This window comes from Lactobacillus intestinalis (assembly GCF_024397795.1).
GTDB lineage: Bacteria > Bacillota > Bacilli > Lactobacillales > Lactobacillaceae > Lactobacillus > Lactobacillus intestinalis.
Map to the genome: position 1 here is coordinate 559,813 of NZ_CP072983.1, position 22,694 is coordinate 582,506.

Consider the following 22,694-nt stretch of genomic DNA (forward strand, 5'->3'; position numbering starts at 1 on the left):
GAAAGAAATATATAAAAATTCACCACATTTGTGAATTTTTTTACTATAATGGAAAAGTAAAAAGTGTTATAGAATATAGAGGGATGAAAACGTTTTAATTAAATACAACTTCCGAAAGGGGCAAATATATAATGGATTTTGAAGAAGTTTTTAATAAAGAACGTGTTACGCGTAAGTTTACCAATAGAAGGGTAAATGAGAAACTTATTGCTAAAATTGTCGAAAAAGCACAGCAATCGCCATCTTTGCTTAATTCACAACCTTGGCGTGCATATACTTTGATGGGTGAACCACTTGAAGAGTTGAAAAAAGCTTCCAAAGAAAATATTGAAGCTGGCGTTAAGGCTAATGAAGATTTTGCGTCAATGCTTTCTCTTAATTGGGATACTTTTCCAAGTCAAAACATGGCAACGATGGGTGCTTCACAAACTTATTTCTTCCGTAATAAGCTCAATTTATTTACTAAAGCCAATAATGAAATGTTCAATGCGCCTGCAATTGTCTTTTTAACAATTCCAAAGACTTCTCCAGCTTGGTCTGTATTTGACTTAGGAATTTTTGCTCAAAGTATCATGCTTTTAGCAATTGACAATGGGTTGTCGATTATGCCAGCTCACTCATTAGTTTCTTATCCAGATTTAGTGCGTAAATATGCTCGTATTCCTGAAGGTGAAATGGTGGGTATGGCAATTGGCTTGGGTTACCCAGATAAATCTGCCGAAGTTAACGATCTAAAGTACGTTCCAGATCGTGTTCCATTTGAAAAAATTTATAAATTAACAAAATAATCCTTATAATTATCCTTTTTCAAGCGTAAAAAGCGTCTGTCTAATCCTTAAAATGGTAAAATATGTTTAGAATAATTTTATATAAAAAGGTGATAATACTTTGAGTAACGCTGAGATAATAACTAATTTAATTGCCACATTAGTTATTTTCGTGTTTGCGGCGTTCTTTGTAGCTGCCGAATTTGCCTTAGTACAAACTAGACCGAGTCAGCTTGAAGATATGCTTGCAAATGGACAAGGCAATAAGAAAAGATTACAACGTGCACTTCATATGGTGCATAATCTGAATGAGTATCTATCAACTACACAGGTTGGTACGACGCTTGTAGGTGTAGTTCTTGGTTGGTTTTCAGCAGATACACTCTCGCAAATTTTTGTTAAGTTGTTTAACTTAACTCCGATGAGTCATTCTCTGGTTAAATCAGTTAGTGCTATCTTGGGTGTGATTTTATTAACTTACTTAGAAGTGGTTGTAACTGAAATTGTGCCCAAGAATATCGCGATTGATATGCCAGTCAAGATGCTGATGGGAATTGTAACTCCACTTCAATGGTTCCATACTTTGGTTTATCCATTCGTATGGCTTCTTAATACCAGTTCTAATGGCCTACTTAAATTGCTCGGCTTTGAACCAGCTGATGAAGAAAATGAAGTCTATTCTCAATCCGAAATTATCAAACTTTCTCGGAATGCCGTTCATGGTGGTTCCCTTGATAAGTACGATTTAACTTATATGGAACGTGCCTTTGAGTTAAACGATAAAGTTGCCAAAGACATCATGACTGATAGAACACGGTTGAAGGTTTTGAATTCAACTGATACTATCAAGACCGCCCTTGAGATGTACTTAAAGGATGGTTATAGCCGTTTTCCAGTAGTTCGCGACAACGATAAGGATGACGTTGTAGGTTATGTGTATGCTTATGATATCGTTCAACAAGATCAAATTGATCCTAACGTTCCCGTAACTAGAATCATCCGCACCATCATTACAGTGCCTGAATCAATGCCAATTCAAGATATCTTGCATTTGATGATTAAGAAGCATACGCCAATTGTTTTGGTGGTAGATGAATATGGTGGTACGAGCGGAATCGTGACTGATAAGGATATTTATGAAGAACTCTTCGGTTCTGTTAAAGACGAAATTGATGATGTTTCTGATGACTACATTATCAAGGATAAGAATGGTAACATTCATGTTTCTGGAAAGACGACTTTGTATGACTTTGAACGCTACTTCCACACCGACTTGAAGGCCTTTCAAGATAGCGACATCATTACCATTGGTGGTTACATGATGGAACATTATCCAAACCTTAAAAAGGATGAAAGCGTCGAACTTGAAGGTTATATCTTTAAGCTAGATAGCATTGAGCAAGGCTTTATGCGTTGGTTTATTGTTAAGCCAGTTGAAAAAGATGATGACGATTCAGAAGAAAAAACAGATCAAAAGTAGGGCCTAGCCTACAAGAAAGCGCAAAAAATAGCGCTTTTTTTGTTTGAAGATGTTATAATCATTTTTATAATGGATGAAAAGGTAATAAATGAAGGGTAAATAAATGGCAAAAAGCGACGATATTAATCGAATTATTGATCACAAGTTATTTTCAGAAGACGACATTCAAGAAATGTGCAAGCGTCTAGGTAAGCAATTAACCGAAGACTACGCTGGTAAGAAGCCATTAGTGATTGGAGCACTGAAGGGCGCAGTTTACTTTTTGACTGATTTGACCAGAGAAATGGATGTTGAAGAACAATTGGACTTTATCGATGTTTCAAGCTATGGGGATGGCTTTGAATCAACGGGTAAAGTTGAAATTGTCAGCGATGTGGCAACTGATGTGAAAGATCGCGATGTTTTGATCGTAGAAGATATTGTTGACAGTGGTTTGACTTTGAAGTTTATGAAAGATTTATTCAAAGAGCGCGGTGCTAAGAGTGTCAAGTGTTGCGTAATGCTCAACAAGGAAGCTAGAAGAACTACTGATGTTGAGATTGAATACTACGGTTCAAAGGTTGGCGATGAATTTGTTGTGGGATACGGCATGGATTTCTTGAACATGTACCGCAACATCCCTTACGTGGGCGTTTTGAAGCCAGAAATTATCGAAAAGTACATTAAGTAGTTTTTGAATTAGAATCTAGAAGAATCAGATGATTAGTACATCTGATTCTTTTTTGATTTTCTAACAAACTGATTGTTTTATACGTACAAAAAATATAAAATGTATGTACAAGGAGGTAGAATTATGATGGTAGATAATGCAAAACACATTTTTAAAAACGGTAATTCATATGCACTGCGTATTAGTAAACAAGATCGCCTAGATTTAGGCATTGATGAGGATACTAATTTAGTGAAGACTATTAGTCCAGATCATAAAACTATTTCTTTTACAGTAATTAATTCTAATGATGAAAATCAAGCAGTTGATGATTTTGCTAAGAAATTCATGGCGGATCATAAAAAAGCTTTTGATATTCTAAAGGATATGTAAATGACACTTTATTTGACCCGAAATGAACTAATTAGACTAAATCATGATATTCGACCCGAAGTTCCTACAGATGAATTAGTACAATATGCTCCTGGAATTGATGTTGTAGTGATGCAACCGCAACAGGTTCTGTTCGGGCGTGAATTGTATCCAACGTTATGGCTTAAAGCAGCTTTTATCATGCAGAAAATTACCAAAAAACATATTTTTACAAATGGTAATAAACGTACTAGTTTAACAGCAACAGCCTATTTTTTGTATAAGAATAATTATGATTTAGTAATTACTAATAAAGAAGCAATTGACATAGTACTATTTGCAACAAATGAAGAAGATTCAGAGGAGAATATGCAAAAAATTGCAGATTGGCTTAAAGAACATAGTCAAAAGCAAAAGCTTTGATGATCTAGAAGAATCAGATGATTAGTGCATCTGATTCTTTTTTTGATTTATTTTGTTGGAGAATGGCTGGTTTTTGGTTAAAATGGTTATTTAGGAGGACAGGCCCGATGAAACGATTTCATCATAAATTCACCTTGCCAGCAATTTTAACCCTCTTAGTTTTAGCAATTGCTGGCTTATTAATTGGATATTTTAATTATGAAAAGCAAACCACTCTGCCACCGAATTCAAATAGTAGCGCAATTGGAGTGGAGTTAAATCAAAGTCAAGATTATGTTGATTTACATAAGCTGCAAGCCAATGGTGTCTCCTTTGTTTATTTGAAAGCAACTCAGGGACGGTCATATTTTGATGATGACTTTTTGTTATATCGGGATCAGATTTTAGGCACCCAACTGGCATACGGCGTAATTGTGACCTATAGCAATGAATCGACTTCCAATCAACATTACCGTTACTTTTTAAAAAAGGTGGGCAGAAACACAGGCACCTTGCCAATCTTAATTCGGCCAGCTAGCAGTTCTACTAGTTCTAAATATTTACGATCAATGGGACGCTTTGCGGGGATGCTAAAGCAACTTGGCAAGCCAGTGATGGTCGAAGAAAATTACAAATATCATGGATATTTTCCTCAAGGAACCTTATTCATGAAGACTGGCAATAAGGCGCCTAATAAGTTGAAATATTCCTTTTGGCAATATACAACAGATGGTAGAGTTAAAAATGTAAGCAATCTGGACCAAGGCGTTACAATGTTTACTTATAACGGCACGGTTCAGCAGTATAAACAAAAGTATGGGCAGTTGACACAATAATGTATCAAGAAAAAGTAAGAGAAATTTTATCAAAACAACATAAAACACAGCCAACACTGATTCAAAAAAACACTTATGACGCCATCAAGAATGGCGCTAGCGTAGTAGGGTTGGCAAAGACAGGAACTGGGAAGACCTTGGCATATGCCTTACCAGTTTTAGAAAATGTAAAAGCAGGGGAAGCTAATTCTGCGGTAATTATCGCACCAACCACTGAACTGGCAGTACAAATTCGGCATGTGATTAATCCATTTTTGCACGTTTTAGGGTTAAAAGGTGTAAGTTTAGTTGGAGCCGGGAATCGCAAACGCCAAGAAGAAAATTTGAAAAAGCGCCATCCCGAAGTAGTTGTCGCAACGCCTGGTCGTTTCTTTGATTTCTTTTCAAGTGGAAGGATTAAGACTAATCAGATTCATAGTTTAATCATTGACGAAGCAGACGATATTTTGGAATTTGCTAAAAAGGAACTTTTAGCATCTCTTGGGCAAAATTTGTCTTCACAAGCGCAGATTTTATTATTTGGTGCGACTGATTCTGAAATCACTAGGGATGCAGAGAGCTTGTTTGACCGTAATTTCTTATTAATTGATGTGCGCGGGGAACAAACTACTAAACGTAAGAACTATTTCTTACAAGTTGATAATTCTCACAAGATTGAGTTCTTGCAAAGAATGACTAAATTGGATAACTTCAAGGGTATTTTGTTCTTTGATTCTAACAAGACGATGATGAAGTTTGCGGGAATCTTTGGTCATAGTAAAACTAAATTTGAAATTTTAGCAAATGAATTTGGTAAAGAAAAGCGCGAAGCTGCCTTGCATGACTTGAAAGTAGGCAAGACTAAGTTGCTTTTGGCAACAGATTTAGCTGCGCGCGGTCTCGATATTCCAGATCTTACCCATGTCATCAACTTTGACATTCCAAGTGAAGTTAATACTTATCTTCACCGTGCCGGCCGAACTGGACGTATGAATGCTGAGGGCTATGTGGTGACACTCGGAAACGATCATGATTTCCGCGATTTGAAAAAACTTTTAGCTGGTGAAGTTGAGCTTGAACGAGTATATTTTGCGGGTTACAAGTTATCGACAACTTTAGCTAAAAAAGAGAAGAAGGCTAAAAATGATGATGAATCCGCTAAAAATAAAAAGCAGAAAGTGACGCCTAAGGCTAAGAAAAAGCATAAAAAGCGGAAAAATAAAAATAAGGGTTATCACCCTCATTATTTGAAAGGTAAGAAATGAGTCGATTAGTAGCATGGCTTGAAGATTATATTTTGCCGATTGCTAGCCGCCTCGGTCAAGTACGGTGGCTTGTAGCTTTGCGAAATGCTTTTGTATCGATAATGCCGATTACAATTGCGGGATCTTTAGCCGTTTTAATTAAAAGTCTGATTCAGGCAGCTCGCGACCATTTGGGCTGGCAGACTTTTGCTTTTGCAATGCAGCCACTAGTTGCAATTAGCGATATTGTGTGGCGCGGAACCTTTTCTCTTTTTGCCTTGTTTTTGGCATTGGCATTAGGCTATCAATTGTCTAAAACCTTTGAGGTGAATCGATTAGCAGGTTCTATTGTTTCGCTAGCATCATTTATGATGAGTGTGGCCAACTACATGAAGTTGAAGATGAACGGGGATAATGTGATTGTCAAAAATGCTTTTGATATTTCACAGTTTTCATCAACGGGTATTTTTACCGCGATCCTCTTTTGTTCAATTGGGGTGGGGATTTATGTGCTATGTGTAAAAGCTCGCATTAGCTTGCATATGATGGCCAATATGCCCCATGCGGAACAAGCAGCCTTTGATTCTTTAATTCCAGGAATTATTTCAATTTTTAGTGTGGGGGCAATCAATTACGTCTTTCAACTTTCAACCGGTCTATATTTTGGTAGTTGGCTGTTAAAGACGATTCAAATTCCATTAGTAAACTTGGGTCAAGGATTTGGTGTAGTACTTTTGGTAACTTTGCTAGTTCAAGTTTTTTGGTTCTTTGGGATCAATGGGTTGAGCATTTTGTCACCAATTATGGATTCAATTTGGCTAACTGCGCAAAATGTCAATATTACTGCTGCGCAAAATGGTCAAGTACCCAACTATCTCTGGGTTAAAGGCTCATTTGAAGTTTTTGCGTGGATTGGGGGCGCCGGTGGAACATTGATGTTGATTGTGGCGATTTTGCTTTTTTCTAAAAGAAGTGATTATCGTACAATTGCTAAAGTAGCCCTAGCTCCGGGAATTTTTAATATTAATGAGCCAATTGTCTTTGGGTTGCCAGTCGTGCTCAACCCAGTTTACTTCATTCCATTTGTAATAGCGCCATTAGTTAATGTGGCTTTCTCATATTGGATTACTAAAATGGGGCTCGTTAATCCAGTGCAAGTAGCTGTTCCTTCGATCATGCCACCATTGATTGGACCATACTTGGCCTGCAATTATGATTGGCGCGCGATTATTTTAAGCGTAGTGAATATGTTAATTGGACTGGCAATTTGGGCACCGTTTGTTTTTGCGGCTGATAAGATTGCTGACGTTAACAATCCAAAAACTTTCTTTAATACTCAATATTAGTAAAAAATAATTAGCTTTTATCATGATTTTTTGATAAAGTTAATTAGGTATGATCCTGTAGCTCAGCTGGATAGAGCATCGGTTTCCTAAACCGTGTGTCGTGGGTTCGAATCTCACCAGGATCATTTATGAGGGCTGGATTTTTCCAGTCTTTTTTGTTTGCTGGTAGTATGGTTTAATTAAACTAGCAAGATTTAGAAAGTGAACTAACATGTTATATTTATTGACTGCTGCCTTAGTAATTGTAATTGGTAGTTTTTGTTTAGTATTTGGCTTGGATAAGTCTCGTCCTTTCAAGACTAGAAAGCGGCTACTTTATACGGCACTGATTTGTGTCTTTATTGTATGGGGGCTTGTAACAGCAATTATGATGAATCCACTGAGATAATTGAGGAAATTATGCAAAAGATAAAAGTAATGACAGTTTTTGGTACGCGTCCTGAAGCAATCAAGATGGCGCCATTAGTTTTAAAATTAAAAGAAGACCAACGTTTTGAAGAAGTAACAGTTGTTTCAGCTCAACACCGTGAGATGCTGGATCAGGTGCTCGACATTTTTAAGATTAAGCCAGATTATGACTTTAACATTATGCATAAGAATCAGACTTTGGAAGATATTACTTCTAAAGTAATGACTGATTTGGCGAGGGTAATTAAGAAAGAGAAGCCCGATATTGTCTTGGTTCATGGCGATACTACGACGAGCTTTGCGGCTAGTTTGGCTACTTTTTATGAACAAACCACGCTCGGCCACGTAGAAGCAGGATTAAGAACTTGGAATAAGTATTCACCGTTTCCTGAAGAAATGAATCGTCAAATGACCGATGATTTGGCTGATTTATACTTTGCACCAACTGAACTTAGCCGCAGTAATCTGATTAAGGAAAATCATAATGCCGATAATATTTTTGTGACGGGCAATACTGCGATTGATGCTTTGCATGAAACTGTTCAAAAAAATTATCATCATGATGTGCTGGATGAAATTACACCAGGGAATCGCGTGATTTTGGTAACGATGCACCGCCGGGAAAACCAAGGTGAACCAATGCGACGAGTGTTTAAAGTAATAAAGCAAGTAGTGGACACGCATGATGATGTAGAGATTATTTATCCGGTGCACTTGTCGCCGCGCGTACAAAAAGTGGCTAAGGAAGTATTAGGCGCCGATCCGAGCATTCACTTAATTGATCCGCTAGATGTGGTGGATTTCCATAATTTGGCTAAAAGATCCTACTTTATCATGACTGATTCAGGTGGAGTTCAAGAAGAAGCGCCAAGTTTAGGTAAGCCTGTACTAGTTTTACGAGATACAACTGAGCGTCCAGAAGGAGTGAAGGCTGGAACCTTGAAACTTGTTGGCACTGAAGTTGATAAAGTGCATGATGAAATGGTCAAGCTACTCGAAAATAAGAGTGAATATGATAAGATGGCGAATGCCAAGAATCCATATGGTGATGGTCGTGCCAGTGAGCGCATTATGGATGCAATTTACTATTACTTTAATAAAGATACAGCAGAAAGACCAGAAGATTTTGAATAACGAAAAAAGCTGATGTGATAGTGCATCAGCTTTTTTGTATTCAATCACTATTAATATATACTTATTAATTTTTCTCTAATTGGAGTCGTTATTTTAGGCAATAATTTCAGGATTCTGTTATACTTGCTTTAGATAATAGTTATTAATGATTAGAAAGAAGCAGATAGATGAATTTTAAAAAGATAGTAATTGGTTCAGTGGCCGTATTGATGGCGACTACACCGGTGCTTGCAATGGCTGAACATCCTACTCCCGTTCAGGCTGCTAGCACAGAAAATAAGAAAGAAAAAGGCACCCTTACTATTAGAAGAGATGGTGCACATGTCTACGGAAAAGATGGTAAGAAATTGAACGCTTATCGTGGAGGTAAGCCCTACCTTAAGGAAGGAGATGAGGTGAAGTACTATAGTGGTCCACTATATATGAATAAATATGATGTAGGATGGAGAAATTATAAAAAAGCTATTTTTTATAATATTGGAGATGGTGGCTATATCTTAGGTTATAACATTGCCTCAATGAATGGCAAAGGCGTTTTGAGCGTTTATCATAATGCTTATGTATATGATAAAAATGGCAAACGGTTGAAGAAATATCAAGGTAGTAAGTCAAACACCTTGATTAGAAAAGGAACGGCTGTAAATTATGTAGGCAAGATAAACGAAATGCCAAATACGGATAAAGACATGCCTAAGTTTTATTACTTTAATAATTATATTCAACGCGAGTCAGATAAAATGTTGTGGGTAAGCTATAAAACAATTAAAGGTAAGCAATATTATAATATTGGTTCCGGTGGCTACATTAAAGCAGCTAATATTGGATATATTAACGGAAAAGAATTGTTTACTGCCGAAGCAACAGTTACGCTTGGAACCCCAGATTACGGTAGGCGCAGTGAATATTATGTATGGAATAGTAAAGGCCAATTTACTCATGAAGTATTTCCATATAGAAAAGGTCAAAAAATTATTGTAGATCGTGCCACTATTGGAGAGGATGGTGATGGTGAGATGATTTATCGAGTAAAAGGGACTGATAAGTATATTGCGCAAAGTGATTTGAAGTCGGATCCGATTCAAGCTTTAAGATATTAAATAGAAAAGGAGAATAATCATGATTAACTTAAACACTACAATTTTGAGTAAACCTAGATTTACCTTTGAGGGTGAATATGATAGAGTGGTTCAAAAAGGAAATGTAGGAACCAGTTATGTATATGCTTTACAATTATACAGAGGTCATACTTGTGTTTTAAGAGGACGTCGGAATGATAATTCTTCTACTGTAAAAGTAAATAGGTCTCAGGAAGTCGATTTGACTGGTTCAGCAGGCGGTCATACTCAAACATGGGAATATGCGGGAAGCGCTGCTCAAAACAACTTTAATGGTGATTGATTTATTGGAACTAAGGGTCAACGAGCTTCAGATGGATATGATTGGGATATTCAACTAGCTAGAATTCATTTTCCAACTAGCGCTAATGATAATACGCAATTAGTAAGACTTTCGCATTTAAATCAGGTAGGAACGGCTAGCTTTGACGGTGCTGCTTATAGAACTGAAGCAGCTGTTACTCCAGATTATCAGATTATCGTAGATTAATGATTGTAGCGCTTGATGACAGTAAAAATGCCCATTTTGGTTTATTTGATTTGGCTACCATTAATAGTCGACTCAATGGAGTTCAAACTAGTGGATCTAAACAAGGACATGTGCCATTAAATGAGGTGACTTCCTTAGCTTCTTTTACTATTCCGGCAATTACAAATACTATTCCTTCTCTTCAAGGATTTGATATTGATAATAGGAATAACATTTATGTTTCTTGTCAACCTCATCCAGTTTGGCCAAAAGGTCAACGCGGACCTCGCCAAATTGTAAAAATTCCATGGGGTGAAACTGGAAGTAGTAATTGGTATGTCGCAAACTATGATGGATATAATTCTGATTTAGATATTTCAGGCTACTACACTGAATTTGAAGGTGTTCAAGTAATTGATGAAGACAGTTTATATTTAACAGTTTTGCATATCATCATGCAAATAAAAGTTTACTTACAGATAAAAATAAGATCTTCAAAATTAGTGGTTTCCAGACATATTAATTTGAATTTTGAATAACGAAAAAAGCTGATGTAATAATGCATCAGCTTTTTTCATTAAATTGGATAAAATACATCAAATCCGTTTTGCCCATTAAGACAGTTCACTTTAATCGTCAAAATACTACCCTTTAATAGCTCATATTTTGTGTTCAATGGAATTGACATGTTTTCGTCACTGGAAATTAGTGAAGCTATTTTTCCAAAAGCAGGGTGGTGAACTTGCACGCGAACTCCTGGTTGAACCTTCAAGTTTAAAACATGCTTGCCGGTGCGTTTGTTATAGCGCAAGCGAATTTTCTTAGCCTGACCAATAATATTCTCCCAAGAAGGAATGTGAACTGGAAATCTATCTTCAAAGTATAGATAAGCTTCGCCATTTTTGTTTACTTTAATGGCATCTGCATGAGGATTTGCTTCCAATAAACGTTCGTAAATCTTCACCAACTCATAAGTAGTTAAATTCTCAAAATCAGCCACACGAACCTTATGTTCCACTAGTTGATAATCCCTTGCTTCTTGTGCTTGGAGCTTGTTTTGGATTAAATGTGTATCTGTTTGTTCAGCTAAGTTCTTAAGTGCATTAGTATGTAGTCCGAATTTAGTAGTTGAAGTCATTTAATTGTTCACTTTCTATTAAATTCAACTCCCTTGGCTATGATTTTAACAGATAAATATGAATAAATTGTGAAATAAATAACATAAATAAAAATGCCTAGTCATGATGACTAAGCATTTTTACTTTTTTATATTTTTTTGATGTTCGTGAAGACGCATTTTTGCTCGTTCAATCATAGTGTGTTCTTGCTTTTGGAAAACGGATCTAGTAGTTAAATAATTGAAAATTCCTACTAAAACTTGATCGATAATTTTAACAAGAAGGGCATTAAGGTGTAGCCATGAGAGTCCCACCAACATGATTAGAGTATCAGGGATTAAACTAATGATTCGATAGGTGAAAAATACGATTAATTTGTGCCAGGTTGTGTGCTCATGGTCAACATTGTTAATGAATACTGCCTTTTGATTAAAGAAAAAGGAAGCTAAGTTAGAAATAATAAAGGCAATAGTGTTGGAAATCACCACTGCACTATGCCACCATTGATGAAGCACCATGAAAGCAACCGTGTTTATTAAAGCAGCAACAAAGCCAAAAATCATGTAAACCCATAAGTTTCGATGTCTTTTGACTAACTTTTCACCTAACTTACGAATATTGGCTTCATCAGAAACTACTGCTTGTTTCTTTTTATCCATTTAATAAATCAGCCATTTCCTTTGCAGCGTTATCAATTTTATCAATTGCATCGTCATCCGGTGCATTTTCAATAGTTACCGGAGCAGTAGCTTCAATTGCGCCAGCTTCTTTAAATGCCTTTTCATAATCAAAAACATTCTCGCAGAAGTGTTCACCATAAGTCTTATCGCCACTACCCATTACAGCAAAATGTTTGCCGCTTAAATCTAAAGTCTTTAATTGTTCATAAAAGTCGGCAATTTCGTCTGTCATCTTGCCTTCGCCATACGTATAGGTAATAAAGATACAGAGATCACTCTTTAAATAGTCGCTAGCATCGGTGAAACTTACATCGCTACTTTCAACTTCAAAGCCGTAGTCTTGTAAGTCCTCTTCTAAAATATCTGCCATGTCTTCATCGTTACCAGTCATACTAGCGTAGACAATTCTTGCTTTCATGAATACTCTTCAACCTCTCTTAAATTAGTAGTCACTTTGTCTTATTATACATAACTTTGGCAAGTTTTCGTATTGCTTTAGCAAATTTTACAAAAAATGTATAATAAGAAGAGTATATTATTGCAAATGAAGAGAGGAATTTATTTTGATTACTATAAAATCTGTTCGTGAACTTAAAGGCATGCAAAAATCCGGTCGTTTGCTTGCTTCAATGTTTGAAGGCTTACGCGATGTAATTAAGCCAGGTATTTCTACTTGGGAAATTGAAGAATTTTGTCAAAAATTCGTCAAGGACCGTGGCGGTCGTCTTTCAGAACAAGGCTTTGAAGGCTATAAGTACGGTACTTGTGTTTCAGTTAATGATGAAATTGCCCACCAAACTCCAAGAAAAGACCGTATTTTAAAGGAAGGTGACATCGTTAAGGTTGATGTTACTTGCAATTTAGACGGTTATGAAACTGACTCATGCACTACTTATCCAGTAGGTAAGATTTCAAAGGCTGACCAAGACTTGATCGAAACTACTAAGAAGGCAATGTACCTTGGAATTGACCAAGCTGTTTTGGGTAACAGAATTGGGGATATTGGTGCAGCTATTCAACACTTTGTTGAAGTTGAACACCCATATGGTGATGTTCGTGAACTTGTGGGTCACGGTATTCAACCCACTATCCACGAAGATCCAGAAGTTCCTCACTGGGGTAAGGCTGGTCATGGTCTTCGTCTTCGTGAAGGGATGACCATTACTTGTGAACCAATGGTTGAAGCTGGTGGAGATTGGCATATCGATCAAAGAACAGTTGATGATCCAAATGATGACTGGGTATACTATGCAACTCCAGATGGCTCAAATGCAGCTCAATTTGAACACACCTTTGCTATTACTAAGGATGGTCCAAAGATTTTAACCCTTCAAAAGCCATATGATGGTTATGAAAAATACTTGCCTCATTTTGATGAGATGGATGACTAAAACTGAATGAAATCTAATAAAGAAGTTCGTGAAAATATAGGACTTTTTTATAAAACACTCTCAGGTAAAATCTCTAATGGAGAAATAGTGGTCAGTTCTATTGTGATTGCCTACTATATCTTATTTTCGATCTTTCCAATCATTATTATTGTCGGAAACATTTTGCCTTTATTTCATATCAATACTGCCCCAATTGCGGAGTATTTAAGGTTAGTTTTTCCGGATCAAGTTTCAGAATTCATTATGCCAATCATTAATTCTCTTTTGAAAAGCAATTCAACAGGATACATTTCTTTTGGTATTATCTTTGCGATTTGGTCGTTTTCTTCCTTAGTTAATGCAATTAGGATTGGAATGAATCGAATTTATGGTGTTCATCAAGCTGAGCTTAAGCAGAAGCTTTTAATTGTGGTTTGGACGCGCTCTATTACAGTGATTTTAACTACTTTGATGATTATTGTATTTACTGCAGTAGCTTTAGTATTTATTTTTGGTCAACAAGTTTTGGAATTCCTAAAGCCAATCTTTAGTTTTTCAATTGGTGAAATCCAAAGAATTTTAAATTATCGCTATCCAGTAGTCTTTATCATCATGATGATTGCAGTTTTTTACCTTAATTATGTTTTACCAAATATTAAGCTTAAAAAGAGAGTCATTTGGCCAGGGGCCTTGACTACAGTGTTTGGCTGGTTTGTTTTATCCTATCTGTTTAGTTTTTACTTGCATAATTTCCATATTAGCTGGGAAAACTACGGGATTGTAGGAACGTTTATTATGTTTATGCTGTGGCTGAACTTAACTGCATTGTTGCTGTTATTTGGAACTTGTATCAATGCAGCCATAGTTCAAATGCGAGTGGGTAAGGTTCCTTATTCCGCGGGAAGGCTGGTAGAATACATTCAAAAAAGTCGTAGATGAGGTAAGCGATTTCTGGTATGATAAATTTTAGGGTAGAAAATAGAAAGAGTGTTTTTTTATGAAAGTTAGAAAAGCTGTTATTCCGGCAGCCGGTTTAGGTACAAGATTTTTGCCTGCAACTAAGGCAATGCCTAAAGAAATGGTGCCAATTGTTGATAAGCCGACTATTCAATTTATTGTTGAAGAGGCTAAGAAGTCTGGAATTGAAGATATTTTAATCGTAACTGGTAAAAATAAGCGTTCAATCGAAGATCATTTTGATGCTAATCCTGAGTTGGAACAAGATTTGGAAGAAAAGGGCAAGACGAACTTGCTTCATTTAACTCAATCAATTACTAATTTAGGGATTAACTTATACTTTACTCGTCAACCTCATCCAGCTGGTTTGGGGGATGCAATATTACGAGCACGCAGCTTCGTTGGAGACGAACCTTTTGCGGTAATGCTTGGTGATGATTTGATGGACGATAAGGTTCCACTTACTAAACAACTAATTAACAGATATAATAAAACGCACGCTTCAACTATTGCAGTTATGCCAGTGCCACATGAAGAAGTTTCAAAGTACGGGGTAATTGAACCAGCCAGCGAGATCGAACCGGGCTTGATTAATGTTAAGTCTTTTGTAGAAAAGCCTGATATTGATAAAGCTCCAAGTGATTACGCAATTATTGGTCGTTACCTTTTGACGCCAGAAATCTTTGAAATTTTGGCTCATCAAAAACCAGGTCGTGGTGGAGAAGTTCAATTAACTGATGCCATTGATACGATGAATAAGACTCAACGAGTTTTTGCTCATGTATTTAATGGCGAACGTCACGATGTTGGTAACAAGGAAGGCTATCTTGAAACTTCCATCGAATATGGTCTTTCTCACCCTGAAATTAAAGATGAACTTCGTCAATACCACAACAAATTCATCGCCAACCTTTGAACCGTAGTATTCAATCTCAACATCAGTAGTTCTTCTAGCTTCCTTGTTGAGCATTACGCAACACTTGACACTCTTAGCACCGCGCTCTTTGAATAAATCTTCATAAACTTCAAAGTCAAACCACTGTCAACAATATCTTCTACGATCAAAACATCGCGATCTTTCACATCAGTTGCCACATCGCTGACAATTTCAACTTTACCCGTTGATTCAAAGCCATCCCCATAGCTTGAAACATCGGTGGAAGTGAAAGCATGACCAACGCTCCTTTTATTGTTGAGAAAAAGTATAAAGATGATGCTCAAAATCACTTGAAAAATTCAATGTTGGTGGATGCTTTAATTGATGCTTTTTCTGGTGAACATATGGGAATCACTGCCGAAAATGTGGCTGAAGAATATAATATTACTCGCCAAGAAATGGATGAATTTAGTGTGGATTCTCATCAAAAAGCCGTTAAGGCAATTGAAGAAGATAATTTTGATGAAATTTTACCAATTACTATTAATGGTCAAACTTTGACTCATGATGAAAGTGTAAGAAGTGACACTAATTTAGAAGCATTGGGTAAATTAAAGACCGTTTTTAAAGAAGATGGTAAAGTAACCGCTGGGAATGCCTCACCTTTGAATGATGGAGCTAGTATGTTGATATTAGCAACTGAAGAAAAAGTAAAAGAACTCAATTTGAAGCCGATTGCCAAACTAGGTGCCTTCGCTGAAGCAGGTTTTGATCCAGCTTTGATGGGATATACTCCTTACTACGCTGTTCGAAAATTACTTGATAAAAATAAGACTACTGTTGATGATTATGATGTCTTCGAAGTCAATGAAGCTTTTGCCTCCCAAGCAGTAGCTTTAAAACGTGATTTGAAAATTCCGGCTAATAAACTTAATATTTTAGGTGGTGCGATTGCTTTGGGTCACCCATTAGGAGCAACCGGTACTAGATTAATCGCCACTGCAATTAGTGCATTAAATAAAGTAAATGGTAAAAGAGCAATTGCGACCTTGTGTATTGGTGGAGGTCAAGCAATTGCTTATGAAATTAAGCGGGATTAAAGATGAAATTTTATCAATTGTCGGCTAAGGATCGTCGGAAGATTTTAGATGATGAAGGAATTGAACTTGAAGAAATCGATGAGGAAGTTTTAGAAAAGCTCAATAACTTAAGTGAAAATGTCATTGGTCAGCTTCGTTTACCTTTGGGCGTCGTTCAGAGTTTAAATGTAAATGACGCAAATTACATGGTGCCAATGGCAACTGAGGAACCCTCAGTGATTGCTGCAGCCAATCACGGCGCTAGCATTTTTAATAAAAATGGTGGGGTGGTTGCTTCAAGTGATCGAAGTGGAATTTATGGCCAGATTGTGATGGCGATTGAAGATGATTTTGACTTAGCTTTAGTAGAAAAGAAAAAATCAGCTTTAATTAAAGAGGCCAATGATAAATTTTCTTCTTTAGTTAACCATGGTGGTGGATTGTGCAAGATCGAATTTTCTTTAAAAAATGGCGATCAACAAAAGTTGCTCTATGCTTTGTGCTTGATTGATCCAGCAGAAGCCATGGGGGCAAACAAGGCTAATTCGATTTTAGAATTTTTAGCTCAAAACTTGCTGGCCGTAAGAGGAATCAGTGAAAAACTTTATGCAATTTTGTCTAATTATCCAAGTCAACTCACTACTGCTAAAGTAGAACTTGATTTTGCCAGTGTGGGCGGCAGAAAAGTTGCTGAAAGAGTGGTTTTATTAAGTAAAATCGGTCAAATCGATCCCTACCGTGCAGTTACCAATAACAAAGGGATCATGAATGGCGTGGACGCGGTCTTATTGGCCACTGGAAATGATTACCGGGCCATTGAAGCAGCAAGTGCGGTTCTAGCTAGTCGAAATGGCTATACCAGTTTAAGCAGATGGAGGATTAAAGATCAAAAATTGGTTGGCGAATTGACTTTGCCAATGGCAATTGGTGCAGTTGGTGGTTCAATTAATGCTCGCAGTGATGTGAAGCAGGCTTTCAATATTTTAAATCCTACAAATCGCATTTCTGTAAAAGATTTAGCTAATGTGATTACGAGTATTGGTTTAGCTAATAATCTAGCGGCACTACTTGCAATATCAACAGTTGGGATTCAAGAAGGTCATATGAAATTGCAAGCGCGTAACTTGGTCGCAAGTTTAAATGTGCCTGAATCTGAAAAAGAAAAAGTCCTTAAGCAATTGATAAAAGATAAGATTTATACAAAAGAGCACGTTCAAGAAATACTAAAAGAAATAAGTGAGGATAAATAATGCGAATTGGTATTGATCAGATAGGTTTTTATACTCCTAATAAATATGTGGACATGGTAGATTTAGCTCATGCGAGAGGGGAAGATCCTAATAAGTTTTTAATTGGGATTGGTCAAAGACAAATGAGTGTAGCTGACAAGACTCAAGATGCTGTATCGATGGGGATTAATGCCACTTTAAGATATTTAGATCAAATTGACAAAGATAAGGTTGGCTTGTTAATTTTTGGTACTGAAAGTAGTGTGGACCAATCTAAGTCAGCTTCCTTGTTCGTGAAGTCTGCCTTGCATTTACGTCCAGAAGTTAGAACTTTTGAAGTAAAGGAAGCTTGTTTTGGTTTAACGGCAGCTTTAATGACTGCCCGTGATTTCGTCAGGGTACATCCCGATCAAACTGCGATTGTTATTGGGAGTGATATTGCTCGATATGGTGTTAAAACGCCAGGTGAAGTTACCCAAGGTGCGGGAAGCATTAGTTTATTAGTAAAGAGTGAACCGAGGATTTTATCCTTAAATGATGGCCACAGTGCATACAGTGAGGATATTAATGACTTTTGGCGTCCTAACGATTCTGCAGTTGCTAAAGTTGATGGTAAGTATTCAACTCAAGTTTATTTAGACTTCTTCAAAAAGACCTTTGATGCTTATAAAGAGCAAAAAGACTGGAGTACCCGTGACTTTAGTGCTTTGATTTATCATTTGCCATTTACTAAGCAAGGATTAAAAGCTAATCGCCTTGCAATTGAAGATCAAGATGATGTGACTAAGGATCGTTTAAGTGAAACTTTTGAAGCTTCTAAGCAATTAAGTATGCGAGTAGGGAATATTTACACTGCATCTTTATACATGAGCTTGTTAAGCTTGCTTGAAAACTATGATCTTGAGCCTAATTCTTTAATTGGACTATTTTCTTATGGTTCAGGTGCGATGGCGGAATTTTTCTCAGGAAATGTTGTTGATGGTTATAAAGAATGGATTAACCCTAAGGGGGATGCAGCTTTGCTTGATGATCGTCAGAGATTAACAGTTGAAGAATACGAAAAGGTATTTACCGAAGCCCTAGAGCCAGTAGCTAATAATCGAGAATTTACTAGTGATGAACGTCAAGGTGTTTGGTATTTTGCTGGTGTGAAAAATGATATCCGTCAATATCGTCAAGTTTAAAATTTGGGATTGCTATAAATTTTAAAAAATGGTAAGATAATATCATCATGTAGGTTGGCTGAAATATAAAAAGATATGAGTAAGAATAAAAATTGCCTGCCACAGATTTTCAAAAAGTAATTCGCACTTAGAATTACTACACACACATAACAGAGTTTCTTGATATTCACATAACATATCAAGAAAGTGTAATAGGATTGAGCGAGTAACACCCAATCCTATTTTTTGTATCAAAAAAATCCTAGAAATTATCTCCTAGGATTTGTTGCTTTATCTATAATTTTCAATTTTGATATTTTCTGAGCCCGTAGCTTGAACTATTTGTGTTTCGCTACATAAGAGAGTCGCACCGACAGTTGAAACAGCTACAACAGTTAGAAATACTTTCTTAAAAATTCTAGCAGCTTTCATTTCCATTACCCCTTATACTCAAATTCTAAGTATATTTTATAATGAAAATTTAACTCTGAAGCATAGAATTTGGATTTTTTTGAAATTCTTTAAAAAACTAATCTTTTTTACGATAATGACCATCCATTGTGTTTGAACGAGTTGGTGCATCCGGCATCACGATTGCGGCTACAATGTAAAGTAAGACCCCTGGGAAGAAGCCCGTAAAAATAATTAGGGCTGCACCCAAAATTCTAACCCAAGCTTTATCTAGGCCAAAATAATCAGCAATTCCGCCAAATACCCCAGCAACAATCTTATCCCGTGATTTAGTTAGTTGTTTTTTCATTTTTTATCCCTCACTTTTTCACTAAAATTATACTACTTGTAAGAAAGAAAAAACTGGTCAGACGACCAGTTTTTTAATGATGCCCCGAAAAAGATTCGAACTTTCACTCAGTTACCTGAACAGCGACCTGAACGCTGCGCGTCTGCCAATTCCGCCATCGGGGCTAGAATAATTTGATAGCTCTTGAATTATCATACCAAATATTTGGTAAAATGTAAGCATAAAATTACTTAATTTAGAATCTATTGACTAAAAAAGGAGAATTTAGCGATTTTATGTTTTTTCATAACAGAATAAAGAAAACTTTGATTAGCCTTGTAGCGGTAATTTCTTTAGTTGGAGTTGGAGGTGCTTTTACTAGCGCCCCTGTTTTAGCGAGTCAGTATAGTGAAAACCAATTAAATTTAAACGTTAAATCGGCAATTGCTGTTGATAGCCAAACTGGACAAATTTTATATGCCAAAAACGAAGATAAGGATTTACCAATTGCTTCCATGACAAAGCTGATTACAATCTATTTGACTTTAGAAGCAATTAAAGACAAACGCCTTTCTTGGAATACAACTATCAAACCTACTGATGCAATTTTAAAGGTGGCTAATAATAGCGAATACTCTAATGTGCCTTTGCAAAAGAATCATACTTATACCATTAGACAACTTTTTGAAGCGACTTTAATCGAGTCAGCTAACGGAGCAGCAATGTGTTTAGCTAATGCAGTGGCAGGGAATCAAAAAGAATTTGTAGATCAAATGCGTGACAAAGTTAAGTCATGGGGAATTAAGGATGCCAAGATTTACACTAGTTGCGGTCTACCTAATGGAAATGTAGGTGCTGATGCTTATCCAGGCGTTTCTAAAAATATCGAAAACACCCTGTCAGCAAAGGATATGGCGATTATTGGGATGCACTTGATTAATGATTATCCAGAAGTATTAAATACTACCAAGCTTGCCCATGAAGATTTTAAAGATGAAAATAAAACCACCAAGATGGATAATTTCAATTGGATGCTTAAAGGTTTATCTCAATATGATTCCAATCTTCAAGTTGATGGTCTAAAGACGGGAACTACTGATAAGGCTGGAGCTTGTTTTATTGGAACTGTTTCTAAAAATGGTGGTCGAATCATCACTGTAGTAATGGGTGCGCGTCACCAAGATGGAACTGATCCTTCAAGATTTATTGAAACCAAAAAGCTCATAAATTATATTTATAACAGCTACACTCCAGTAACTTTTAAAACAGGTGAGGCTATTACGGGTGCCACTACAACTAAGGTAATTAATGGAGATAAGCAAAGTGTAAAAATTGGTATTGATTCTCCTGTTACTGTGTGGGATCCAAAAGACAATAAGTCAATTTCTGCTAGTTTGAAATATGATGCAATTGAGGCTCCTGTTAAAAAGGGGCAAGTTGCCAATTACTATGAATTTAAATCTGGTAAAGAAAAGCTGGTTTCAATTTCAAATACTAAGCAAATGACAGTTAAGGCACAAGCGATGAGCTCAACAGCTGAAGTAAACTGGTTTGTAAAAGTGTGGCGCTGGATTACAGGGGAAAATTAAAATGACAGATATTTCTGAAGATGTTTTAAAACAGGTAATTACAGTTAGAAAAAGCGACTCACATAAAGGAAATTATGGTCGCATTCTATTGATTGGAGGTAGTGAAAACTACGGAGGTGCCATTATTATGGCTACTGAAGCAGCTTTGAATGCTGGTGCAGGTCTGATTGCAACAGCGACTCATTCAATCAATTTGACTGCTCTTCATGCGCGTGATCCAGAAGCCATGTATATTGACTATCGTGATCCTAAGCTGGCAGATTTAATTAAAAAGATGGACGTGGTAGTTTGTGGCCCGGGGTTAGGAATGAGTGATTTTGCTAAGCGGATTCTTTTAATGTTAAAGAATAATACTAATGAGAAGCAAATTATCGTGCTTGATGCTAGTGCACTTGACCTAATCGGTGAAGATCATAGTCTTTTACCGCTAAATGCTGGTCATATTATTATGACACCTCATCAGATGGAGTGGCAGCGAGTTAGCCAAATTAAGATTCCTTATCAAACTGACGCTGCTAATATAGAGGCTTTGGCTAGTCTATGTCCCAAAAAGAATATCACCTTAGTTTTAAAGTCCAACCACACGCATGTTTATAGTGAAAACGGCGAAGTGATGGTCAATCCACTTGGTAATCCTGGGATGGCGACTGGCGGCAGCGGCGATACACTCAGCGGAATTATCGGCGGTTTTTGTGCGCAATTTGGAGCAAAATTCGAAACAATTTTGGCTGCTGTTTATATTCATTCACTGGCTGGTGATATAATTTATCAAACTAATTATGTGGTGAAACCAACGCAGATTTCTAAATTACTGCCGCAGATTATGAAGAAATATTCAAGCTTAAATTAAGTTTTTGTGACATGATGTAAATCATGTCTTTTTTGATAGCCAAGAACAGGATTAACTGTTAAAATTTAGGATTGAAAACTAATGAAGAGATGTTTATATGAAAAAATATATTATTGCGACAATAGTGGGACTTTTATGCATTGTGGGACTTGCAAAAGTTTGTTCCCCTGCTTCCAGTACCACACAGGATAATCAAGCACAAAAGAATAAAGTAGAACATAAAAAATCAAAACCTAAAAAGACGAAATCTCAAGCTGAATTAGCACGTCCATATAAGGATCCAAAAGATTTAAGAAAAGCAGGTAGCTGGAAATCACGCAGTGAAAAGAAAAAGTATCCGGATATTAGCGATCCAAAAAAAGTTGTTTTGCGTGTTTCGCTTAAAGGCAACCGTGTTTATGTTTTGAAAAATGGTAAGGTAGCTTATACCATGCTTTCAACTGCTGGAGTTTATAAACATGGTAAATCAGCCACTCCTACTGGTACTTATCGTATTCAAGAAGGACGGGGAGAAAGCTTTTTTAACCAAGGTTTAAATGAGGGTGCCAATAATTGGGTGAGTTGGGATCCAGAGGATGCCAATGTTTACTTGTTCCACTCAGTTCCAACTATGGCTTTAGGAGACTACAACTTAAAGGAAGCAAAGAAGTTAGGTAGAACTCAAGGCTCACATGGCTGTATTAGACTCAGCGTTCCTGATTCACGCTGGCTCATGGAACATGCTCAACCAGGCACTAAAGTAATCATTAAAGACAAATAATTCAAAAATATTAGCCAAGTTTGGTAATACCTGTTATAATCATGCTAAGAATTGACTAAAAGTAGTAATAAGTTAGCTCTTT

25 protein-coding genes, 2 tRNA genes and 3 pseudogenes are annotated in these 22,694 nt (G+C 36.6%); 23 read left to right on the plus strand and 7 right to left on the minus strand.

Annotated features, from left to right (window positions below):
* Positions 1–131: 131 nt before the first annotated feature.
* From KBW87_RS02490 to KBW87_RS02555, 14 genes and pseudogenes are all read left to right on the plus strand, one after another.
* Positions 132–788, plus strand: coding sequence for a nitroreductase (locus KBW87_RS02490; protein WP_057809831.1), 657 nt, complete (start codon positions 132–134; stop codon positions 786–788).
* 100 nt (positions 789–888) lie between these two features.
* Positions 889–2,247, plus strand: a complete 1,359-nt coding sequence (locus KBW87_RS02495; protein ID WP_057809833.1) for a hemolysin family protein — start codon at positions 889–891, stop codon at positions 2,245–2,247.
* A gap of 103 nt (positions 2,248–2,350) precedes the next feature.
* Entirely contained in the window at positions 2,351–2,917 is a 567-nt protein-coding gene (hpt, locus tag KBW87_RS02500) for a hypoxanthine phosphoribosyltransferase (protein ID WP_004046237.1), read from the plus strand.
* Between the two features lie 123 nt (positions 2,918–3,040).
* Positions 3,041–3,289 (plus strand): hypothetical protein, encoded by a 249-nt coding sequence (locus tag KBW87_RS02505; RefSeq protein WP_057809835.1) that lies wholly within the window; start codon positions 3,041–3,043, stop codon positions 3,287–3,289.
* Positions 3,290–3,691, plus strand: a complete 402-nt coding sequence (locus tag KBW87_RS02510; RefSeq protein WP_004046233.1) for a type II toxin-antitoxin system death-on-curing family toxin — start codon at positions 3,290–3,292, stop codon at positions 3,689–3,691.
* A gap of 107 nt (positions 3,692–3,798) precedes the next feature.
* On the plus strand, positions 3,799–4,506 hold the full coding sequence (locus KBW87_RS02515; RefSeq protein WP_057809837.1) for a GH25 family lysozyme: 708 nt from the start codon (positions 3,799–3,801) through the stop codon (positions 4,504–4,506).
* Entirely contained in the window at positions 4,506–5,750 is a 1,245-nt protein-coding gene (locus KBW87_RS02520; RefSeq protein ID WP_057809839.1) for a DEAD/DEAH box helicase, read from the plus strand. The genes KBW87_RS02515 and KBW87_RS02520 overlap by 1 nt, the downstream gene beginning before the upstream one ends.
* Positions 5,747–7,075, plus strand: coding sequence for a PTS sugar transporter subunit IIC (locus KBW87_RS02525; RefSeq protein ID WP_057809841.1), 1,329 nt, complete (start codon positions 5,747–5,749; stop codon positions 7,073–7,075). The genes KBW87_RS02520 and KBW87_RS02525 overlap by 4 nt, the downstream gene beginning before the upstream one ends.
* 51 nt (positions 7,076–7,126) lie before the next feature.
* Positions 7,127–7,200 (plus strand) — tRNA-Arg (locus KBW87_RS02530).
* An 86-nt stretch (positions 7,201–7,286) separates the two neighbouring features.
* A complete protein-coding gene (locus KBW87_RS02535; protein WP_034976210.1) occupies positions 7,287–7,463 on the plus strand; it encodes a hypothetical protein in 177 nt (58 codons plus the stop codon).
* A gap of 11 nt (positions 7,464–7,474) precedes the next feature.
* Positions 7,475–8,617, plus strand: a complete 1,143-nt coding sequence (gene wecB / locus KBW87_RS02540; RefSeq protein ID WP_057809843.1) for a non-hydrolyzing UDP-N-acetylglucosamine 2-epimerase — start codon at positions 7,475–7,477, stop codon at positions 8,615–8,617.
* A gap of 167 nt (positions 8,618–8,784) precedes the next feature.
* On the plus strand, positions 8,785–9,714 hold the full coding sequence (locus KBW87_RS02545; RefSeq protein WP_236695253.1) for an SLAP domain-containing protein: 930 nt from the start codon (positions 8,785–8,787) through the stop codon (positions 9,712–9,714).
* 19 nt (positions 9,715–9,733) lie between these two features.
* Positions 9,734–10,222, plus strand: a pseudogene (locus KBW87_RS09705) (helveticin J family class III bacteriocin).
* On the plus strand, positions 10,222–10,740 hold the full coding sequence (locus KBW87_RS02555) for a helveticin J family class III bacteriocin (RefSeq protein WP_057809847.1): 519 nt from the start codon (positions 10,222–10,224) through the stop codon (positions 10,738–10,740). The pseudogene KBW87_RS09705 and the gene KBW87_RS02555 overlap by 1 nt, the downstream one beginning before the upstream one ends.
* Positions 10,741–10,778: 38 nt before the next feature.
* Here the strand turns inward: KBW87_RS02555 and KBW87_RS02560 are convergent, their stop codons facing one another.
* From KBW87_RS02560 to KBW87_RS02570, 3 genes are all read right to left on the minus strand, one after another.
* Entirely contained in the window at positions 10,779–11,339 is a 561-nt protein-coding gene (locus KBW87_RS02560; protein WP_057809849.1) for a hypothetical protein, read from the minus strand.
* 120 nt (positions 11,340–11,459) lie between these two features.
* Positions 11,460–11,978 carry a GtrA family protein gene (locus KBW87_RS02565; RefSeq protein ID WP_004046221.1) on the minus strand — a complete coding sequence of 173 codons (519 nt, stop codon included), beginning with the start codon at positions 11,976–11,978 and terminating at the stop codon, positions 11,460–11,462.
* Positions 11,971–12,417, minus strand: coding sequence for a flavodoxin (locus KBW87_RS02570; RefSeq protein WP_057809851.1), 447 nt, complete (start codon positions 12,415–12,417; stop codon positions 11,971–11,973). Before KBW87_RS02570 ends, KBW87_RS02565 begins: the two co-directional genes overlap by 8 nt.
* Before the next feature lie 145 nt (positions 12,418–12,562).
* Here KBW87_RS02570 and map point away from each other — a divergent pair, with 145 nt between their 5' ends.
* From map to galU, 3 genes are read left to right on the plus strand one after another with little or no spacing between them, the layout of a single operon-like run.
* Complete coding sequence (gene map / locus KBW87_RS02575) at positions 12,563–13,390, plus strand: type I methionyl aminopeptidase (protein WP_057809854.1); 828 nt, start codon at positions 12,563–12,565, stop codon at positions 13,388–13,390.
* Between the two features lie 6 nt (positions 13,391–13,396).
* A complete protein-coding gene (locus tag KBW87_RS02580) occupies positions 13,397–14,308 on the plus strand; it encodes a YihY/virulence factor BrkB family protein (protein ID WP_057809858.1) in 912 nt (303 codons plus the stop codon).
* Between the two features lie 58 nt (positions 14,309–14,366).
* On the plus strand, positions 14,367–15,242 hold the full coding sequence (gene galU, locus KBW87_RS02585; protein ID WP_255807189.1) for a UTP--glucose-1-phosphate uridylyltransferase GalU: 876 nt from the start codon (positions 14,367–14,369) through the stop codon (positions 15,240–15,242).
* On the opposite strand, the pseudogene KBW87_RS02590 reads toward galU, so the two are convergent.
* Positions 15,216–15,484, minus strand: a pseudogene (locus KBW87_RS02590) (phosphoribosyltransferase); the annotation flags it as partial. The gene galU and the pseudogene KBW87_RS02590 sit on opposite strands and share 27 nt — an antisense overlap.
* On the opposite strand from KBW87_RS02590, the pseudogene KBW87_RS02595 reads away from it, so the two are divergent.
* The 3 genes and pseudogenes from KBW87_RS02595 to KBW87_RS02605 all read left to right on the plus strand — a co-directional run.
* Positions 15,479–16,303: pseudogene (locus tag KBW87_RS02595) on the plus strand (thiolase family protein); the annotation flags it as partial. The pseudogenes KBW87_RS02590 and KBW87_RS02595 overlap by 6 nt on opposite strands.
* Before the next feature lie 2 nt (positions 16,304–16,305).
* A complete protein-coding gene (locus KBW87_RS02600; RefSeq protein ID WP_057809862.1) occupies positions 16,306–17,532 on the plus strand; it encodes a hydroxymethylglutaryl-CoA reductase, degradative in 1,227 nt (408 codons plus the stop codon).
* Positions 17,532–18,695 (plus strand): hydroxymethylglutaryl-CoA synthase, encoded by a 1,164-nt coding sequence (locus tag KBW87_RS02605; protein ID WP_057809863.1) that lies wholly within the window; start codon positions 17,532–17,534, stop codon positions 18,693–18,695. The genes KBW87_RS02600 and KBW87_RS02605 overlap by 1 nt, the downstream gene beginning before the upstream one ends.
* 270 nt (positions 18,696–18,965) lie before the next feature.
* On the opposite strand, the gene KBW87_RS02610 is transcribed toward KBW87_RS02605, so the two are convergent.
* The 3 genes from KBW87_RS02610 to KBW87_RS02620 all read right to left on the minus strand — a co-directional run bounded on the left by KBW87_RS02610 (position 18,966) and on the right by KBW87_RS02620 (position 19,598).
* Positions 18,966–19,106 (minus strand): hypothetical protein, encoded by a 141-nt coding sequence (locus tag KBW87_RS02610; protein WP_157055123.1) that lies wholly within the window; start codon positions 19,104–19,106, stop codon positions 18,966–18,968.
* A gap of 97 nt (positions 19,107–19,203) precedes the next feature.
* On the minus strand, positions 19,204–19,434 hold the full coding sequence (locus KBW87_RS02615) for a PspC domain-containing protein (RefSeq protein WP_004046203.1): 231 nt from the start codon (positions 19,432–19,434) through the stop codon (positions 19,204–19,206).
* A gap of 80 nt (positions 19,435–19,514) precedes the next feature.
* Positions 19,515–19,598, minus strand: a tRNA-Leu gene (locus KBW87_RS02620).
* Positions 19,599–19,709: 111 nt separating this feature from the next.
* Here KBW87_RS02620 and KBW87_RS02625 point away from each other — a divergent pair.
* The 3 genes from KBW87_RS02625 (at position 19,710) to KBW87_RS02635 (ending at position 22,612) form a co-directional block, all read left to right on the plus strand.
* Positions 19,710–21,002 (plus strand): serine hydrolase, encoded by a 1,293-nt coding sequence (locus KBW87_RS02625; RefSeq protein WP_057809865.1) that lies wholly within the window; start codon positions 19,710–19,712, stop codon positions 21,000–21,002.
* Position 21,003: 1 nt separating this feature from the next.
* Entirely contained in the window at positions 21,004–21,852 is an 849-nt protein-coding gene (locus KBW87_RS02630) for an NAD(P)H-hydrate dehydratase (RefSeq protein ID WP_057809867.1), read from the plus strand.
* Positions 21,853–21,949: 97 nt separating this feature from the next.
* Entirely contained in the window at positions 21,950–22,612 is a 663-nt protein-coding gene (locus tag KBW87_RS02635) for a L,D-transpeptidase (RefSeq protein ID WP_057809869.1), read from the plus strand.
* Positions 22,613–22,694 lie beyond the last annotated feature (82 nt).

Bases quoted from the DNA above. Each gene is read 5' to 3' on its own strand.
- KBW87_RS02490 (WP_057809831.1), top strand. From the start codon at position 132: ATGGATTTTGAAGAAGTTTTTAATAAAGAACGTGTTACGCGTAAGTTT.
- hpt (WP_004046237.1), top strand. From the start codon at position 2,351: ATGGCAAAAAGCGACGATATTAATCGAATTATTGATCACAAGTTATTT.
- KBW87_RS02505 (WP_057809835.1), top strand. From the start codon at position 3,041: ATGATGGTAGATAATGCAAAACACATTTTTAAAAACGGTAATTCATAT.
- KBW87_RS02510 (WP_004046233.1), top strand. From the start codon at position 3,290: ATGACACTTTATTTGACCCGAAATGAACTAATTAGACTAAATCATGAT.
- KBW87_RS02515 (WP_057809837.1), top strand. From the start codon at position 3,799: ATGAAACGATTTCATCATAAATTCACCTTGCCAGCAATTTTAACCCTC.
- KBW87_RS02520 (WP_057809839.1), top strand. From the start codon at position 4,506: ATGTATCAAGAAAAAGTAAGAGAAATTTTATCAAAACAACATAAAACA.
- KBW87_RS02525 (WP_057809841.1), top strand. From the start codon at position 5,747: ATGAGTCGATTAGTAGCATGGCTTGAAGATTATATTTTGCCGATTGCT.
- KBW87_RS02535 (WP_034976210.1), top strand. From the start codon at position 7,287: ATGTTATATTTATTGACTGCTGCCTTAGTAATTGTAATTGGTAGTTTT.
- wecB (WP_057809843.1), top strand. From the start codon at position 7,475: ATGCAAAAGATAAAAGTAATGACAGTTTTTGGTACGCGTCCTGAAGCA.
- KBW87_RS02545 (WP_236695253.1), top strand. From the start codon at position 8,785: ATGAATTTTAAAAAGATAGTAATTGGTTCAGTGGCCGTATTGATGGCG.
- KBW87_RS02555 (WP_057809847.1), top strand. From the start codon at position 10,222: ATGATTGTAGCGCTTGATGACAGTAAAAATGCCCATTTTGGTTTATTT.
- KBW87_RS02560 (WP_057809849.1), bottom strand. From the start codon at position 11,339: ATGACTTCAACTACTAAATTCGGACTACATACTAATGCACTTAAGAAC.
- KBW87_RS02565 (WP_004046221.1), bottom strand. From the start codon at position 11,978: ATGGATAAAAAGAAACAAGCAGTAGTTTCTGATGAAGCCAATATTCGT.
- KBW87_RS02570 (WP_057809851.1), bottom strand. From the start codon at position 12,417: ATGAAAGCAAGAATTGTCTACGCTAGTATGACTGGTAACGATGAAGAC.
- KBW87_RS02580 (WP_057809858.1), top strand. From the start codon at position 13,397: ATGAAATCTAATAAAGAAGTTCGTGAAAATATAGGACTTTTTTATAAA.
- galU (WP_255807189.1), top strand. From the start codon at position 14,367: ATGAAAGTTAGAAAAGCTGTTATTCCGGCAGCCGGTTTAGGTACAAGA.
- KBW87_RS02600 (WP_057809862.1), top strand. From the start codon at position 16,306: ATGAAATTTTATCAATTGTCGGCTAAGGATCGTCGGAAGATTTTAGAT.
- KBW87_RS02605 (WP_057809863.1), top strand. From the start codon at position 17,532: ATGCGAATTGGTATTGATCAGATAGGTTTTTATACTCCTAATAAATAT.
- KBW87_RS02610 (WP_157055123.1), bottom strand. From the start codon at position 19,106: ATGAAAGCTGCTAGAATTTTTAAGAAAGTATTTCTAACTGTTGTAGCT.
- KBW87_RS02615 (WP_004046203.1), bottom strand. From the start codon at position 19,434: ATGAAAAAACAACTAACTAAATCACGGGATAAGATTGTTGCTGGGGTA.
- KBW87_RS02625 (WP_057809865.1), top strand. From the start codon at position 19,710: ATGTTTTTTCATAACAGAATAAAGAAAACTTTGATTAGCCTTGTAGCG.
- KBW87_RS02630 (WP_057809867.1), top strand. From the start codon at position 21,004: ATGACAGATATTTCTGAAGATGTTTTAAAACAGGTAATTACAGTTAGA.
- KBW87_RS02635 (WP_057809869.1), top strand. From the start codon at position 21,950: ATGAAAAAATATATTATTGCGACAATAGTGGGACTTTTATGCATTGTG.